Below are 14,666 nucleotides of genomic sequence, written 5' to 3'. Positions count from 1 at the left end.
GCGCTCAACCTCCCGAGGCGGTGGCCGTGCCCACGCGCTGCGGCGCGTAAGGCTCAAGGCCTGTCGGCTCATGCACGTTGGTCAGACGGCGGTTGAAGATGCAGGTCGATTCCTGGCCGTTGCGCAGGGTCCATTGCGCGGAGACCTTGTCGACGACGACATAGGGTCCCTCTGTCCGGAAATTGACGAGGCTCTCATTGCGATCCGCGTCGACGATGAAGATCGCCGGTGTCTCGCCCTCGAACCGAAACCAGGTCTTGGTGCCGTCGTCGAAGACGGCGACCGGCTTGTTGGTGGAAGACCCCTTGTAGCCGTAGTTGCTGTTGGCGTTCGCGATGTTGAGCGCTTTCAAGTTCGGATTGGCGGCGCGCTCCTTGGCTTCGGCAAGCAGCCGGGCGCTGGCTTCGTCATCCGGGAAGCGAAACCGCACGGCGTAGATCTGATTCGATGGCGGGCGCGTGTTCGAGCGCAGCAGGAACGAGTAGACTCGCTTGTCGGTCACCACGTTGAGATTGGATTGCGCGTTCTTCTCCACGGGTTTGATGAAGATGATGTCGCCTTTTCGGTTCGGCTCGACGCGCCAGGCAATGGAATCGCCGAGCGCCAACGTCTCGATCTTTTCGTCAGGCTGCAGCTGGATCATCGTCGACGTGCCGTAGGTGGCGTCGATTGCGGTGACGTTGTCCCGGTTGTAGACGACGTCGCGCACACGCGGGTCGAGGCGGCCGGGGCGCGGCGTCGATTCGGCAAGCGCCGCGCCCGTCGACAGTAAGAGGGTAAGAAGCGCAACAGCGGACGGCCGCATCATGGCTGCTGCCCCACGCTGCGCGGAGATGGCGCCGATTCCTGGTCACGCCGATATTCGAGCACCTGGAAGCCCAGCGGATTGTCGAAACGCCATTCGTTGCGCATGGGCGCGGACGTGTAACGGAAGCGCACCAGAGAAACCCAGTGCCGAGTCACGATGTTGGTGGCCGACTTTTCGTCGGTGGAGAAGCGGACCAGAGCGGTGCGGTTGTTCGGAAAGGTCACCGACTTGATGGTGACGCTGACCTCGGTGTTCGTCCCGTAGATCTTCACCGGGTTATTGGGATTGGCGGGCGAGTAAATCTCGGTGAGTTCGCGCGCCGCGTCTCCGGCGGCGAGGAGTTGGGCGAGATCAAAATTATCCTTCAGCGCCTTCGGATCGTAGGTCTCGCGCGCTTTGATGTAGCGCACGACATTGAACATCGTGACCGCCTCGTCCTGCGTCAGCGGTCCCTCCGCGGTCGGTCGCTTGACCTCGACGAACCCCGTCGTTTTGTCGACGACGACCATATAAGGCTCGTAGGTCTTGAGTGGCACGAGGAGCGCCAGCACGGCGAGCGCGGTGACGGCAACCATGGTCATCACGGTGGCGACGATCCAGGCTAGCGCGCGCGAGTTGCGGTTGCGCCGGGCGATATCATGCTCCCAAGTTGCGCCGTCGGCATAATAGCGCGGATCAACCCGGTCGGACTGGGTCGTGGTATCCGTCACGGTCTTCCTCCCCCGCTCTGCGCGGGCGGTACGCCGGAGTTGCGGAGTTGGTCGGCGAGCCGACGGAACTCTGCGGACTGCGTCCAGCTCGCGGCGCGGAGGCCGACGCGCGCTCTCTGCCGCGCGGCCAGCTCCTCCCGCCGCGCCATCGAAGCGGGGTTGAACGGATTGCGGAAGGCGAGGCGCGCTCGGTTGGCGGCCGCCCCCATCCGGTAGCCGGAGGCCGTGGCCAGGACCGCGCCGAGCCGGGGCGCGAAGATCGGGACGCCACCTGCGATAGCGGCCGCCATGTTATTGATCTGGCTCAGCAGGAGGATGCCGATGATGGCGAGCAGCACCACCGGTCCGATTGTTGCCCATGTGGCAGACTTGCTGTTGGCGACGCCGTTCAGCGTGTCGATCGATTGCTGGATCAGCGAGACATAGAAGGCGAGGAAGGCGTATACGAGCACCTGCACAAGGAAATACTGCGCGAGTGAGCTCATCCAGCCGCTGAAGAACCGCGACGTGACGCCGAACAGAAGCAGGATGATGAATAGCGGCGCCAGGGCAAGCAGAAGCCACATGAACATCTTCGACAACACGATCAGGAAGATGGCGAAACCGATCAGGATCGCCATGACAACGTAGAAAACGGCGGCGAAGATGTAGGGTCCCCAATTGGTAATGCCGGCATTCTGTAGAAACGCCTCGGTCGCGCTATTGGTCGTGTCCCACATGTTCTGCAAGGCCGACTGGACGGCGTTGACCGAGGTGAGATTGGCCGAGGTGCCGGTATTGTTGGCGGAAGTGACGGCGCTCAGCAGCGCGTTGCCGATGGCGGAAGGACCGTCATTCAGGATCGTATACACGAAGGTTTGGAATTCTCCCCAGCGGGTCGCCAGGACATAGATCATCATCGCGCGAAAGAGCCGGAAGGCATAATCCGTCGGGCCGCCGCTGGCCGTGCCCTGCCAGATCCCGACGCCCCAGAAGATTACGTAAAGCGTCAGGAGCAGACCGGCGACGCCGGTTGTCCCGCCCGATGTCGCCGCGTTCGCGAGGGCCTGATATGCCGTCGAAACGTAATTCTGGCCAAGCTGGTCGACGGATTGCAGTAGCGAAGTGATATTGAAATTGTTGGCCATCGCGCTCCTCAGATCGGCCGCATCGGGCCGCAGGCGTCAACGGCCTCAACCGCGGCTCGAGCGGGCGGCGCGGGAGGGAGCTGCGCATAGGCCAGCGGCGCGCCGCCCTCGTCGGGTGAACACGGCGCTTTCAGCGGCTTATAGGCACAGCCGCCGAGCGCGAGCGTGAGTAGTACGCTGGCCATGAGGAGCGATACCGATCTCACTGCGGCGGCGCCTTGGGTTGCGTGAATGTCATGGCCCGCGAGGCGGATTCCGCGGCATCGTTCCGGTTGGGGGACGTTTCAGCGGTGCTCGTCGCCGGCCATGAGGATGGACGGAGCGCGTAGCGTCCGACCGCGACGCCCACGGCGAGCGCAACCACGGCTGTCGCGATGACAATGGCCTTCGACATGGGGGTCCCCCAGATGTTGTGTTGCGCCGTCCCGCGCGGCGTGCGCGAAAGCTTTTCGCGGCTCGCCGCCCGCTCCGCTACTGAGTGAATTTCATGGCGCGCGCCGCGGCCGACTCCGCCGCGATGCGATCGAGATTGGCCTGGTTCGCCGCAGCGGCTGCATTGTTCGCAACCCCGTTCAGTTCATTGATCGTCAGGCCGGTCTGAACCTGCACCTGGGTATTCTGATCGATGCTGCCTTTCAGATCCTGCGCCTGGCCGATCTGCTGGCCGCCCTGCTTGAAAGCGCTCGATCGCTGCTGCACCGCGCTCTGTGTCGAGTTGATGAGCCCCGAGAGCGTAGCGGCGACGTTCACGGAACTCTTGTAAGCCGTGTCCACGGGGTGGCTCTGGCCGCTGGTGAGACCGGTGATCGTCTGTACGAGCTGCAGGCCATTGATCAGAGTCGACACGATGTTCTGCGAATTCGAGCCCATGCCGGCGAAAGACAGCGCCCCGCCCGAGATCACCGATCCGAGGGAGGGCGCCTGCGCCATGGAGAAGCCGCCGCCGAGGGCCATTTGTGCGAGCGTTCCTTGCGCCTGGGACGAGCGATCGCCCGTCACCGCTTGCAGCGTCTTCTGGGTGAACTGCATGATCTGCTGATCGGCGGTCAGGATCTTCTGGGTGCTGGTTGCGATCTCCTGGGCCTTTTGCAGGTTGGCGTTGTCGATGACCGGGACTTGCGCCAACGCTGGCGACAATTGGGCGGTCACGATGACGGCGATGAGGGCAAGGATGGTGCGCATGAAAATCCTCCCTAGCGCGTGTCGTTGTTGATCGCGGCCAGCGCCGCGGCGACGTCGGCCACGGTCAAGCCGGGCCCGGTCGAAGCGCTGTCGTTCGTCGGTGTGCCTTGCGCCTGTGCGAGGTAAAAGATGACGTTGCCGTCGGTGTCGACGTAGCGGGCGCTGACGCATCCAGGGTCGGGGTTCGTGCCCGGCGGTGTGGTCGAGCATCCCGTCGGCGTCCGGCAAGGGTCAGTCGGCGAGCCGGTCCCGATCATGCCCGCGGGACAGACCGGACCGGAGGCGGGCCGTCCCCCCATCACCGTCGCCGCCCGCATGCCCCCGGCCGCCCGGCTCATGTCGCTCGTTCTGGCGAGGTTGAGCGCGTTCAGGGCGGTGACCCAAAGGTTCGTCGAATCAATGACGCCGTTCCAGGCAAGGTTGTTCTGCAGCCGCGCCGCGCTGTTCATGTCCATCGCCGCCATCACGGTCGAGCCGGTGCCGACCTGCTGGCCCGCGACCTGAAACCCTGACTGCGCGGCGCCAAGCGTCGAGCGACTGGCATCGAGACCGGCAACGACATTGCCGCTCGATTGAAACAATGTCTGGCTGTTCAGCGCGCCGCCTTGCGCCCCAGGATCGGGAGCGGCGGGCATGTCCGGCGCATAGGAGCGAAGGGCCTGGCTTCCGGCGCCCGCCTGCGGCTTAACGGTCGGATCGGTGACGTTGGCCTTCTTGCCCGTGGTCACCGCGCATTTGACGCCGCTATTGGCGTCCTTGCGCTGCGTCGTCACCGGTACGAGTTTGACCGTCGTGCTGGCTGTCAACGAATGTTGGCTGAGCTGTGCTGCGTCGTCGACCGGGATGGCCGCGTGCGCCTGGGTGGCCAAAGCCGCCGCCGCGACAATGATCAGGATGGTCTTCATGAAGGGTCTCTCCCCAGGAAGATCGGCAGCCACACCGCTGGATCGTCGCCAACGCGCGCGCGCAGCGCGTCGAGCTCGGCCACGGTCTCGGTCCGACCGGACAGCACCTTGATGAGGTCAGGCATGCTCGACAGGTTCAGCCGGGCCACGACGCTGTCCCGGCCGTGCTTGATCAGGAAGGACCGACTTTCGGGGACGGTGCTGCGAATCCAGTCGACCTCGCGGCCCGAAAGGCGGAAAGCCTGACGATAGCTCTCGTCGTCGGCTTTGGGATTCGGAAAGAAGATGTTGGTGCTGGTCTGCTCGATCAGCGTGTTGGACGCGCGTGAGCGGACGATATCGGCCGCAGATTGCGTGCCGAAGCCGATGATGCCGTTCTGCTTGCGGATCGTCTTCAGCTTATCGCGTATGAAGAAGGCAAAGACCTCGTCGTCGAGCAGCCGCCAGCCTTCATCAAGAAAGATCATCACCGGATCGCCCGTGAGCAACTCCTCGGTGCGGTGGAAGATGTACATGAGCGCGGCGGTGCGAATGACGGGATCGTCGAGGACGCGCGTCATGTCGAAGCCGAAGATGCTCGAAATCGAGAACTGGTCCTCATCGTTGTTGAACAGCCAGCCCCGCTGATCCGGCCGCATCCAGCTTTCCAAGCGCGCGAGGAGATCCCCCTCCCCCGCCCGGATGCGACCGCGCAGCAAGGTCGAGAACGCCTTCAGCGTCCGCCCGTCCGGACCCGCTGAAAGCGCCGCTGCGATTGCGTTTCGGATCACCTGCTCTTCGGAAGCGCTGAGATCGCCGCCCTTGGCCGGACGCAGCATGAAGGCGAACAGCTGGTACAGAAACTCGCGGTTCGCTGCCGAGTCGGGCAGCGACAGCGGATTGAACCCGGTGGGCTCGCCGGGAATGAGCGCTTCATATTGACCGCCGAGAGCGCGAATAAAGATCTCAGCGCCACGATCCTTGTCGACGAAGACGAGTTTGGGGCGCGGCTGGATGCGCTGCGTCTGCGCCGCGATGAACGATAGAAACACGGTCTTGCCCGACCCGGTCGGCCCGACGACGGTGAAGTTGCCGATGTCACGAACGTGGTGATTGTAATAGTAGGCCGTCTGCGACGTTGTCTCGAAGACCGAGATTGCGGGGCCCCAGTGGTTGCCGTCGGGGCGCCCGCTCGGATAGTTGTGCAGCGAGGCGAAGCCGGCGAAGTTTTTCGACGAGATCACAGCCTTGCGGGCGATATAGGCGAAATTGCCCGGCAGCTGCGACCAGAACGCCGGTTCGCAATTGAGGTCTTCGCGCACCCAGATCACCGACCGATCCGTCAGCGCGGCACCGGCCGCTGTCACGGCCGCGCCTACCTCGGCGAGATCGCGGCCGAGGCACATCACCGTCATGTGGTGCTCGCCATAGATCGCCTCGGAAGCCATCAATTCGTCCCGGGCCTCGTCAAGATGCTCCGCGACGATCGAACCGGCCTCGTCGGACATATCGACTTGCCGCGACACGCGATCGATCTGCTTGGCGGCGACCGGCCGATCGACGATGGCGAAGGTCTGGGTGGCGATAAATTCGTGCGGCACCCGCAGGAGATTGTCGAACGAACCGGGACCACTTTGCGCCGGATATTCGCGGATCGAAATCATCGCGCCGAAGCGCGTGTCGTCGCGGCTGGCGCCGCGGATCTCGATGGCGTTGCGGCCGAAGAAGAGACGCTTCGTCGAGAGCGCGTCCGCAAGGTCCATGCGGGGCAGATGCATCGGCCGCGGTAGGCCGCCGTTCACGATCTGCACGAGGAATTCCAGCGGCTCGGAGAACCAGATGCCGTCGCGCCGGACCACGCCGAGTTGCCGCGCGCCATAGGCGGCCAGGTTCTCGCGAACCGCCGTCGCGGCATCGCGCAGCTCGTTGAGGGCGGTCTGAATGGCCACCGACTCGCCGGCCTCGTCCTTGCGGCCGAGAGCCTTCGTCATCAGGACGTCGAAGGTTCCGGCCTGGCCCTGGAGCGGACGGCGCACGATCGTGAGATAGATGTCGTTGACGAACATTCGACGCTTCGACAGGGAGGCGTCGTAGCGCTCGTCGATCTCGCGGCACAACGCGTTGTCGAAGGTCGACGCGATCCGTGGTTGCACCTCGCGCCGGACGATGTGCGCGGCGAGCGCGAAGCGCGAGTTGGCGAGTGTGCGGACGATGTCGTTGCGGCCGAGCAGACGGGCGTTGACCTCGCTCATGTCGGATGTCTCGAACGAGTAGCCGTCGAGCTTCAACACCGTGAGGAGCAGGCCGTCTCGCGTCTTGAGGATGTGATCGTCGACGTGGCGGGTATAGGGAATGTGCGACGCCACCGGTCGCTCACGGCGGGACACGGCGCCGAAGGTGAGCTCGTCGAGAAGGGCGCGGGCGACCATGGCAGCCTCACGGGGCGTAGCTGTCGGCGCCCCAGAAGGAGCGCGAGCGGGGCGGACATCTTGTCGAGCGGACGAACAGGATCTCGAAGATACGGTCGTCGCGAAGAGTCATCACGTAGCCGAACAGATGGAGCGGAATCGCGACCAGCAGCATGAAGAGATTGTGGGTGACAAGGAAGCACACGCTCGAGACCACGCCGTTGAACATGAAGTACATATACGGCACGCCCATCAGCGTCGGCGCGCGAGTGAGGGCTTTGACCAGCGGGGTGATAAGCGGATCATCGAGCTCGGCTTCGGTCATTGGCCGACCGCCGACTGGAAGAATTGGACGATTTGCGCCGAGCCGAACACCAGAACGATGCCGAAAATGACGCTACCGGCGATGCCCCACGTCAGACGGCCGGACCAGGCGAACAGACCGCACGCGATGACGGCCAGTGTCGCCAGCGCGGTGGCGATCGGGCCTGTCAAAGCCTGAACCAACTGCGTGAGCGTGGATTGCACGGGTTGCAGCGTCCCGCCCGACTGTGCCGCGGCGTCGACGACGCTGAGCGCCACAAGGCTCAGAGCGAGGGGCGTGCGCGAAATCCATCGAGTCATCTAGTCCTCCCTGTCAATCGACGTGCATGACGAAACCATCGTTCCAATGCCTTCCGGCTTGGGGACGCGCCGCATCGGGCCGCGTGGCGAGTTCGACGACGTCAGGCTGGGCGGACGCGAGAGCGCCAGCGCCGCGAGGATCCGGCCAGCTGTAGAAATCGTTGATGACTTGGGCGACGAACCGAACGGTCTCGGGATAGGGAGGAACACCACGGCTCTTGGCGACGGCTTCCTCGCCGGCGTTGTAGGCCGCGAGGATAAAGAACGGGTTCTTGTATTTGTCTTGGAGGCTGCGCAGGAAGCGGATGCCGCCGCGCACGTTATCGGCGGGGCTGCAGAGGTCGACGTTGAAGCGCTGCGCGGTCTGCGGAAGCAGCTGCATCAGGCCGAACGCCCCCTTTCCGGAGAGCGCCATCGAGTTGTACTGGCTTTCGCTCTTCGCCACCGACTGAGCGAATTCGGGCGAGAACTTCTCCTCTGTGGCGATGCGTGCCACCAGCGCTCGCGCCTCGTCGGGCGCCATCGCCTTCGCGCCGCCGCACGGCCGCGCCGCTTCATTCGCGTCGAGGCGGAATCGCGGCGTGTCCAGTGGAATGACGCGGCCGGAGGCATCGACGGTCGCGAGGTGCGAAACGTTCGCTGCGTCCTGAGCGTTTGCGCCGGCGCAGGCCACCATCATCCCCAATCCGATCGCCGCGATTCGCTTCGACATGCCCCTAGGCTCTCCACTTTTCAATAGACAATATATTAGATGTTGTTACCTTGGCAACAGGTTAGTGAATGACGTCCCCAGCTCGATCCGGAGGGATGGAATGAAACGCTGCTCAGTCCTGCTGGCCGGCCTCAGCCTCGGCCTCGTGCAACCCGCCCCACCTGCGGCGGCGCAGGACGCTTCGTTCGGGTGCAAGGTCTTGCTGTGCGCGGCGGCCAGCAATCCGGGATGGTCCAGCATCCCCTACTGCGTGCCGGTCATGCAGGAACTGTTTCGCCGGCTCGCCCGCGGCGGCGGCTGGCCAACCTGTTCTGAAGGGCATGCCAGCGGCCCGGGCTATGAGCCTTACGAAGCCTGTCCGGTAGGCCTAACACCGGTCGCAGGCTTGCCGGGCGGAGAAACATCGCCATCCGCCAACGGAGAGCTGTGCGCCGATCTGTCCAAGCCCGAGCGCATGTGCTCAGGAAGCGATGGCGGTTGCACGACGACCTATCCGACGACGCCGCGCCAGCGCCGCAGCGAGCCCTACTACGTCGACATCAGCTCGGCCAACGGCGTGCAGCGCTTCTATTTCTCGCTGCAGGGCTACTAGAATGGGCCGGGCATGGCTGATGGCCGCGATTCTGGCCCTGCCACTCACCGCAACAAGGGTAACGGCGCAATCCGCGTCGCCCTGGTTTCCAGTTCCAGCGGACGCCATCTATCTGACAGGCGACAGCTGGTCGGCCGGCGACGTGACCTATCGTCTTTATGGCGTCCAGGCCTGCCTGCGTGACACGAGCTTCACCAACGGCCACGGCCTCAAACGCGACTGCGGCGAGGCTTCGCTCGCCATGCTTGTCGCACTGGTTCGCGATCTCAGACCGCAGTGCTACGACGCGGCCGAATCGCCGCAGCTGCGAACCGTCTTCGTGTTCTGCCTAGCCAGCCCGAGCAAGGGCGCCGCGGCGGGCTCACGCATCGATCTCGGCACAGCTCTGATTTCAACCGGCTTCGCCTTCGCCGCGCTCAAACCGGACGGCCAGCCGGTTCACGCGCCGTACTTCGTGGCCCAGCTTGTCGCCCAGAGATCCAAGGCGGGATTGTGGGCGTTCGCCGACCTCCCCGATCCGAACGCGATCATTCTGCGCGCCCTGCGGCAGGCTTCGCCTGCTCCCGCGTCCGGGATGCCAGGAGCAAACCCAGCGACCCCATAGGACTCAACGTCAGCACGAGGAGCGACCATGCGAACCACAAATCTCTTCATCGTCCGTGGCTTTGTCGGGCAGGCGCCGAAGGCGTTTAACAAATCCGCCAAGATCCACATCGCGACCGACCGCGGGTGGACTGACGCCAAGGGCGAGCGGCACGAGGAGACCGACTGGGTAACGGTCAGCGTCCTCAATGAAAAAGCCGCGGCCTGGGTCATCGCCAATGTCGCGAAAGGCGATCCGGTCTATGCCGAATGCCGCATCGCCGACGGCTCCTACAAGAAGGACGGCGAGACGATCTACACGACCGACATCATCGCCAACGTCTTCCACAAGCTCGATCTCGGTGCGCGCGACGATGCCGCGGCGTGACACCGTGTTTCTCGCCATCTCGCTCCTGGCGGCCGCGACGACAACCAAGGCTGGCGCGCAGCCGGCCGATCGGAACGAGGGCATTTACGCGCCGCAGCTGCCGCTTCAATCGCCGCCGCTGCGGGTCGAGGTCATCAATGGGGTGCGGTTCCGCGATATCGAGACGGGCGCGGCCTACCGGCTCTACGGCATTGATACCTGCGCGCCGGAGCAGACCGCGCGCTTGGGCAGGCAGCCCTGGCCGTGCGGCACGATGGCGACATCGTGGCTCGTCACGGCGACCCTCAACGCCTGGCTCGCCTGCAGGACATTGCGGGACGAGGCGTCAGAGCACCTGGTGCGGTGCGCCACGGCGGGCCATCCCGACATCGCTGCCGATATGTTGCGCGCCGGCATCGCCGTAGCGCTCCCCGGAACGGACAGGGACCCGGCGATCCGTGCCTACGTCCAAGCCGAGCAGGACGCGCGCAAAGCCTATCGGGGGCTCTGGTCGAGTACATTCCAGATGCCCTGGGAGTGGCGTGCCAAACGCCCGGCCGCGCCGCCGCTCGCCCGGTTCGAGGCAACGCCATGAGCCGTACCGCCGTCGTTCTCTCTCTTCCCATCATGCTCGTGCTGTCAGCCTGCGCCGCGCCGCAGCCATGGCCGGTGACGGACTATGGGCCGCCCGCGCGCGAACCGATGTACACCCCCGCCGCCGTCAAGCCCGGCCGTCTGGAATATGCCCCCGATCGGTCGACGTTTGCCCCCATCCTTACCGAGCGTTTTCCCTATCCGACCCAGCCGGAGGCGAACGCGGCCTATCGTCGGCTTCTCGCCGGCTCTGCCCGGGAAGGCAACTTCCCCGCATCGGTGTGGCTGTTCGGGTGCAAGCCGGGCGCGCTGGACGAACAAACCGCCCGTGTGATCCGCTACCGCGGTCCCGTCGTCCATTGCGCGACGGATTTTCTGGACGGCAGTGGCCGTCGCCTTCGCCGCGAAGCGGTAAATTTTTATTACTACGGCGACGTCTGGAACATGCAGCCCGTCTACCCGCCGCGCAGCGTGGTGCCATGGCGCAATCGGGAGCGTTCGCCGAAGGATTTCTGGCGGTGGCTGCCCGGCCGCGACCGCTACGAATAGCAGGCGGCACAATGCGCGCGGCAAGGCAGTTGAGTCATTATATTAGATGTTGTATTAAAGGCACATCGCCGGCCTTTCGCAGCTCTGCCATTTTTGTCCTGGCGATGGGGATCGCAGGGATGATGAACACCCAAGCCCGCGCGCAAACGGTGACGCCCGATCCGGGGACGTGGCGACCGATGGCATATGCGGATCTTCAGCTGCCCTCTCGCGCGACCGCCACCTACACCGACATCTGGAAGGACGCGATCGAACGCAACAACCAAGGCTATCGGCAGCGTGGGGATCATCGCTTCGCGGGCGGCAATGCGCCCGTCACCGAAGCCCATTTCGTCATCTGGAGCCGCGGTCGTTCCGTTGTCCTCAGTATCCTCAACACGGCGATTGGATGCACGATCAAGACCGCAGTGCCGCAGGCGCGCGCGACGGTGAAGCTCTGCCCCATGCGGATTGCGATTTACGAGGGGATCCAGGTGCGCACTCTCGAGGGCGGCCGCGCTTGCTTCCTTGAGCTTGAGCCAGGCGCATCGCCCGATCCGACGGTGTCCGCGGCCTATGCATCCTACGACGTTCCGAACCGGACGTTGAAGACGGGCATGATCGTCAACCATAACGCTGTCGACGGCTGCTCGCTGGATGTGCCGCTGAACCGCCGCGACGCTGATTGAGGAGAACAATAGAAATGCACTTTCGGATGATCTGTCTGCTTGCTGCGACCGCCCTTGTCGGCGCGGTGCCAGCAGCCGCGGCCGACGCGGCTTTCAGCTACAAGACCTCGTATCGCAACGTGACCCAGGACCCCGACAAGGTCTGGACGGGTGATGCGCTCGCGGCCGGCTCGTCCGGCACCGTGACCATTCACGAATATGAATTGCGCACGCCGCGCGGCGACTTCTTGATCTCGCAGATTTGGAACGACGACTGCACATCCGGCACCTGCCCTACCCGCCTTGTGCGCGTCGCCCCCCATCAGCAGCCGACCGTCCTGGTCGACGATATGATGCATCAGATCGTGCCTCCTGATGATCCGCGCTTCGCCGCGATGGCCGCCGACAAGGCGCAGGCGGCGTTCGCACAGCGTCCCTTCGCGTTGACCGACGACGGGAAGACGCTCGTCAACGGCGATTTCACCTTTGCGATTCCGGAGGGCAAGCCATGACAGCGCGCGCTGTTCGCGGCATCCTGGCCGATGCGGGTCTCCTGCTGTGTCTGTCGGGGGCGGCAGCGTTCGCCGGAGAATCAGCCGCCAATCTTACTGCGGCGGGCATCCCGTCGAACTGTGCGGATTTCGCTGCGAAAGTGTCCAGCAGCGAAGGAAATTTCGGCACCACAAATCAGTTCGGCTGCCTCGGAGCATTCCAATTTTGCCCCGGCACCTTCGAACGCTATTACAGCGGCAGCGCGCAAAGCTTTCTCGACGATCCCTCCGCCCAGGTCGCCGCCTGGACCCGGTACGAACAGAATGAGTGGTCGAAGGCGCAGAGTAACGGCATGACCTCGCTGATCGGACAGCAGGTATGTTACGGCGGCCACTGCGCCACGATCGACCAATCTTCCATCCTCATGGCCTGCCAGTTCGGCTGCGGCCAGCGCGGGAAGCTCGCGAACTACGCTGCGAGCGGCGACTGCAATGCCCGCAACGTCAAGGATGGCAACGGGGTAAGCGTGTGCAGCTACCTCATCCGCGGCGCCGGATATGACGCCTCCTGCTTTACCGGAGACCAGTCGGCGGTTTGCCAGCAGACGCCGACCGGGCCGGGCGATTTTCCGACCTCGACCGGTATAGCCGCCAATCCGCCACCGCCATCGACAGCGTCGATCATCGTCAATCCGACAGACGTCTAGGTACCGCCCAGATCAGTTTTTCTCGGAAGGGTCGCGGATGATCCAGGGAGCAAAATAATTGAGTTCCTCCTCGGTCGAGGAACAGAGATCTCCGCCACGATAATGAGCATGAACCATGGCCCAAAACACAACCTCGTCGGAGCGCCCGGCGAACAAAGCTTTTTGCAAGGTGCGACCGATCAGCGTCACCGCCCGCGAATGTTCATATCGGGCGTGAAGTTCGTGAGCGATGATCTTGGTATCCGCAGTTCTTATCATAGAATAACTCCATGCTGATACGGACCATCACGCAACTGACGGCCAGTTAGACATCGGCAGCACCGACTCGTTGGAGCCTCGTGCGGCCCGGATTGTTTCAAGGGTCTCGCGGTTGAAGGACATGCGCAGGGCAATAACTTCGTCGCGGCCAATACGCTGGGGAAAACCGAGTGATCGGACGAAGAACCGCAATTGCATCGCGATTAACATCAACCGCCAGTCGATCGCGACCGTGACTGTGTCAACCTGATGCTCAATGCCCCATTCGACGACGCCTTGGGCGAGTTCGAGAAAGGGACTGTCACCGCGCGGTCGGTGTTCGCGATAGCTACGCGCAACGCTGAAGCGTGTCCACTCGAACACATGTTCGCCGCGTGGCGGCGTGTGCCGGCACAGATCCGTCAACACATCGCTCAATAAATGCGGGCGAGTGGTTGGTAACAGCCGCTGATAGCCGACGATCTCCTCGTCGCGCAGACAGATGTGATGGATTGCATGCCGATCGTCGAATCGATCGCGCTCGCGACCGCCCGGCTGGCGCAGTTCCTCCCAGCCCTTTTCTTCGACAAAAATTGAATGCCGAAACCGAAAGGCGCGGTCCATCAATGTCTCGTATCGACCGACGTCCGAGCCTGGAATGACCATCAGCATGAAATGCACCTCGACCAGATGACAGAGCCGAGTTGGTCATGTCCATCGCCAGCGCGGTATGGGCACAAAGGTCCATTGCAATCAGACTAGCGCGCGCATTGTCTGTTCTTGGAGATATTTCAATAAATGAAAAAACGAAACGCCTATTAGTACGGCGACTCTTCGGCGGACTTAGCTCAGGTGCGATCGCGGCGACACTATCATCGCTATAAAGGTCGCCAGGTCATCTGCCTTTGTTCTTGATCCGCTTCTGGTCGTGCTAAGATTTCGACCATGAAACCCGCCGAATAAACACGGCGCTAGCCAATAACGCTACGCCGGGGCATCACAAAGCCAGATTTTGCACCACGGCCCCGTTCTTTGCGCCAATCAATTCTTTCGTCTTCGCGGAACCGCTCCACAAGACGCGTGAAGAGGAAGCGAGGTTTTTGCCCCTGACGGCATGTAGCCCAGTTCGTCGCAGCGTTCCCGAAAAGTCATCCGCCGCCGCTCCTTTTGCGCCTCGGCCAATTCGCACTGGATGCCGTGCTCTTCGTCGGTGAGACCCTCGGGGCGGCAGACCGAGCAGGTGCCGAGGTGAAAAACCCGTTCCCACTCCACCAACGCCTGCACATAGGCGCGATGAGCCTCAATCGTGCGCGATTCAAGAGAAGTGCGCCCTCGCGCCTTGGCCCTGATCACTCGATCCTCCGTGGGGAGGTGCCTGCGGTACGCCCCCGCAAACGAACCCTCTCTGACTCTTGGTGATCGGGGAGTTCGAAACCGTGCTAGAC

General features: G+C 63.5%; 22 protein-coding genes. 8 read left to right on the top strand and 14 right to left on the bottom strand.

Features of this window, described 5'->3' with window-relative positions; translation table 11 throughout:
* Window positions 1–4 precede the first annotated feature (4 nt).
* From virB9 to AC1Q67_RS23625, 11 genes are all read right to left on the bottom strand, one after another.
* The gene (virB9, locus tag AC1Q67_RS23675; RefSeq protein WP_006023723.1) at window positions 5–808 is read right to left on the bottom strand and encodes a P-type conjugative transfer protein VirB9; all 804 of its coding nucleotides are present in this window, start codon (window positions 806–808) and stop codon (window positions 5–7) included.
* Window positions 805–1,518 (bottom strand): VirB8 family type IV secretion system protein, encoded by a 714-nt coding sequence (locus AC1Q67_RS23670; RefSeq protein WP_006023722.1) that lies wholly within the window; start codon window positions 1,516–1,518, stop codon window positions 805–807. The genes virB9 and AC1Q67_RS23670 overlap by 4 nt, the downstream gene beginning before the upstream one ends.
* Window positions 1,515–2,645: a TrbL/VirB6 family protein gene (locus AC1Q67_RS23665; RefSeq protein ID WP_006023721.1), complete on the bottom strand. Its 1,131-nt coding sequence runs from the start codon at window positions 2,643–2,645 to the stop codon at window positions 1,515–1,517. Before AC1Q67_RS23665 ends, AC1Q67_RS23670 begins: the two co-directional genes overlap by 4 nt.
* An 8-nt stretch (window positions 2,646–2,653) precedes the next feature.
* Window positions 2,654–2,830: a hypothetical protein gene (locus AC1Q67_RS23660; protein ID WP_024921632.1), complete on the bottom strand. Its 177-nt coding sequence runs from the start codon at window positions 2,828–2,830 to the stop codon at window positions 2,654–2,656.
* Between the two features lie 17 nt (window positions 2,831–2,847).
* Window positions 2,848–3,039, bottom strand: coding sequence for a hypothetical protein (locus AC1Q67_RS23655; RefSeq protein ID WP_006023720.1), 192 nt, complete (start codon window positions 3,037–3,039; stop codon window positions 2,848–2,850).
* A 77-nt stretch (window positions 3,040–3,116) separates the two neighbouring features.
* Window positions 3,117–3,827, bottom strand: a complete 711-nt coding sequence (locus AC1Q67_RS23650; protein ID WP_006023719.1) for a type IV secretion system protein — start codon at window positions 3,825–3,827, stop codon at window positions 3,117–3,119.
* Between the two features lie 11 nt (window positions 3,828–3,838).
* Window positions 3,839–4,732, bottom strand: a complete 894-nt coding sequence (locus AC1Q67_RS23645) for a hypothetical protein (RefSeq protein ID WP_006023718.1) — start codon at window positions 4,730–4,732, stop codon at window positions 3,839–3,841.
* Window positions 4,729–7,140 carry a VirB4 family type IV secretion/conjugal transfer ATPase gene (locus tag AC1Q67_RS23640; protein WP_006023717.1) on the bottom strand — a complete coding sequence of 804 codons (2,412 nt, stop codon included), beginning with the start codon at window positions 7,138–7,140 and terminating at the stop codon, window positions 4,729–4,731. The genes AC1Q67_RS23645 and AC1Q67_RS23640 overlap by 4 nt, the downstream gene beginning before the upstream one ends.
* A gap of 7 nt (window positions 7,141–7,147) precedes the next feature.
* Complete coding sequence (locus AC1Q67_RS23635; protein WP_006023716.1) at window positions 7,148–7,444, bottom strand: VirB3 family type IV secretion system protein; 297 nt, start codon at window positions 7,442–7,444, stop codon at window positions 7,148–7,150.
* Window positions 7,441–7,743 (bottom strand): TrbC/VirB2 family type IV secretion system protein, encoded by a 303-nt coding sequence (locus AC1Q67_RS23630; protein WP_006023715.1) that lies wholly within the window; start codon window positions 7,741–7,743, stop codon window positions 7,441–7,443. The genes AC1Q67_RS23635 and AC1Q67_RS23630 overlap by 4 nt, the downstream gene beginning before the upstream one ends.
* Window positions 7,744–7,756: 13 nt before the next feature.
* On the bottom strand, window positions 7,757–8,422 hold the full coding sequence (locus AC1Q67_RS23625; protein ID WP_244434412.1) for a lytic transglycosylase domain-containing protein: 666 nt from the start codon (window positions 8,420–8,422) through the stop codon (window positions 7,757–7,759).
* Window positions 8,423–8,555: 133 nt separating this feature from the next.
* Between AC1Q67_RS23625 and AC1Q67_RS23620 the strand changes: the two genes are divergently transcribed.
* The 8 genes from AC1Q67_RS23620 to AC1Q67_RS23585 are packed head-to-tail and all read left to right on the top strand — an operon-like array spanning window position 8,556 to window position 12,984.
* The gene (locus AC1Q67_RS23620) at window positions 8,556–9,047 is read left to right on the top strand and encodes a hypothetical protein (protein WP_006023713.1); all 492 of its coding nucleotides are present in this window, start codon (window positions 8,556–8,558) and stop codon (window positions 9,045–9,047) included.
* Between the two features lies 1 nt (window position 9,048).
* Window positions 9,049–9,651 (top strand): thermonuclease family protein, encoded by a 603-nt coding sequence (locus AC1Q67_RS23615; RefSeq protein WP_006023712.1) that lies wholly within the window; start codon window positions 9,049–9,051, stop codon window positions 9,649–9,651.
* A gap of 27 nt (window positions 9,652–9,678) precedes the next feature.
* On the top strand, window positions 9,679–10,017 hold the full coding sequence (locus AC1Q67_RS23610) for a single-stranded DNA-binding protein (protein ID WP_006023711.1): 339 nt from the start codon (window positions 9,679–9,681) through the stop codon (window positions 10,015–10,017).
* Window positions 10,018–10,021: 4 nt separating this feature from the next.
* Entirely contained in the window at window positions 10,022–10,591 is a 570-nt protein-coding gene (locus tag AC1Q67_RS23605) for a thermonuclease family protein (protein ID WP_244434414.1), read from the top strand.
* Window positions 10,588–11,139, top strand: a complete 552-nt coding sequence (locus tag AC1Q67_RS23600; RefSeq protein WP_006023709.1) for a hypothetical protein — start codon at window positions 10,588–10,590, stop codon at window positions 11,137–11,139. The genes AC1Q67_RS23605 and AC1Q67_RS23600 overlap by 4 nt, the downstream gene beginning before the upstream one ends.
* Window positions 11,140–11,150: 11 nt before the next feature.
* Window positions 11,151–11,807, top strand: a complete 657-nt coding sequence (locus AC1Q67_RS23595) for a hypothetical protein (protein ID WP_006023708.1) — start codon at window positions 11,151–11,153, stop codon at window positions 11,805–11,807.
* 14 nt (window positions 11,808–11,821) lie between these two features.
* Window positions 11,822–12,298: a hypothetical protein gene (locus AC1Q67_RS23590; protein WP_006023707.1), complete on the top strand. Its 477-nt coding sequence runs from the start codon at window positions 11,822–11,824 to the stop codon at window positions 12,296–12,298.
* On the top strand, window positions 12,295–12,984 hold the full coding sequence (locus AC1Q67_RS23585; protein WP_006023706.1) for a hypothetical protein: 690 nt from the start codon (window positions 12,295–12,297) through the stop codon (window positions 12,982–12,984). The genes AC1Q67_RS23590 and AC1Q67_RS23585 overlap by 4 nt, the downstream gene beginning before the upstream one ends.
* 12 nt (window positions 12,985–12,996) lie before the next feature.
* On the opposite strand, the gene AC1Q67_RS23580 is transcribed toward AC1Q67_RS23585, so the two are convergent.
* The 3 genes from AC1Q67_RS23580 to AC1Q67_RS23570 form a co-directional block, all read right to left on the bottom strand.
* The gene (locus AC1Q67_RS23580; RefSeq protein ID WP_006023705.1) at window positions 12,997–13,242 is read right to left on the bottom strand and encodes a hypothetical protein; all 246 of its coding nucleotides are present in this window, start codon (window positions 13,240–13,242) and stop codon (window positions 12,997–12,999) included.
* 27 nt (window positions 13,243–13,269) lie between these two features.
* On the bottom strand, window positions 13,270–13,893 hold the full coding sequence (locus AC1Q67_RS23575) for an acyl-homoserine-lactone synthase (RefSeq protein ID WP_006023704.1): 624 nt from the start codon (window positions 13,891–13,893) through the stop codon (window positions 13,270–13,272).
* A gap of 369 nt (window positions 13,894–14,262) precedes the next feature.
* Entirely contained in the window at window positions 14,263–14,574 is a 312-nt protein-coding gene (locus tag AC1Q67_RS23570) for a transcriptional repressor TraM (protein WP_081758552.1), read from the bottom strand.
* Window positions 14,575–14,666: the final 92 nt, after the last annotated feature.

The sequence above is a fragment of the Afipia sp. GW823-FHT06G09 genome (assembly GCF_058794875.1).
This window is presented reverse-complemented; position numbering and strand designations above follow the sequence as displayed.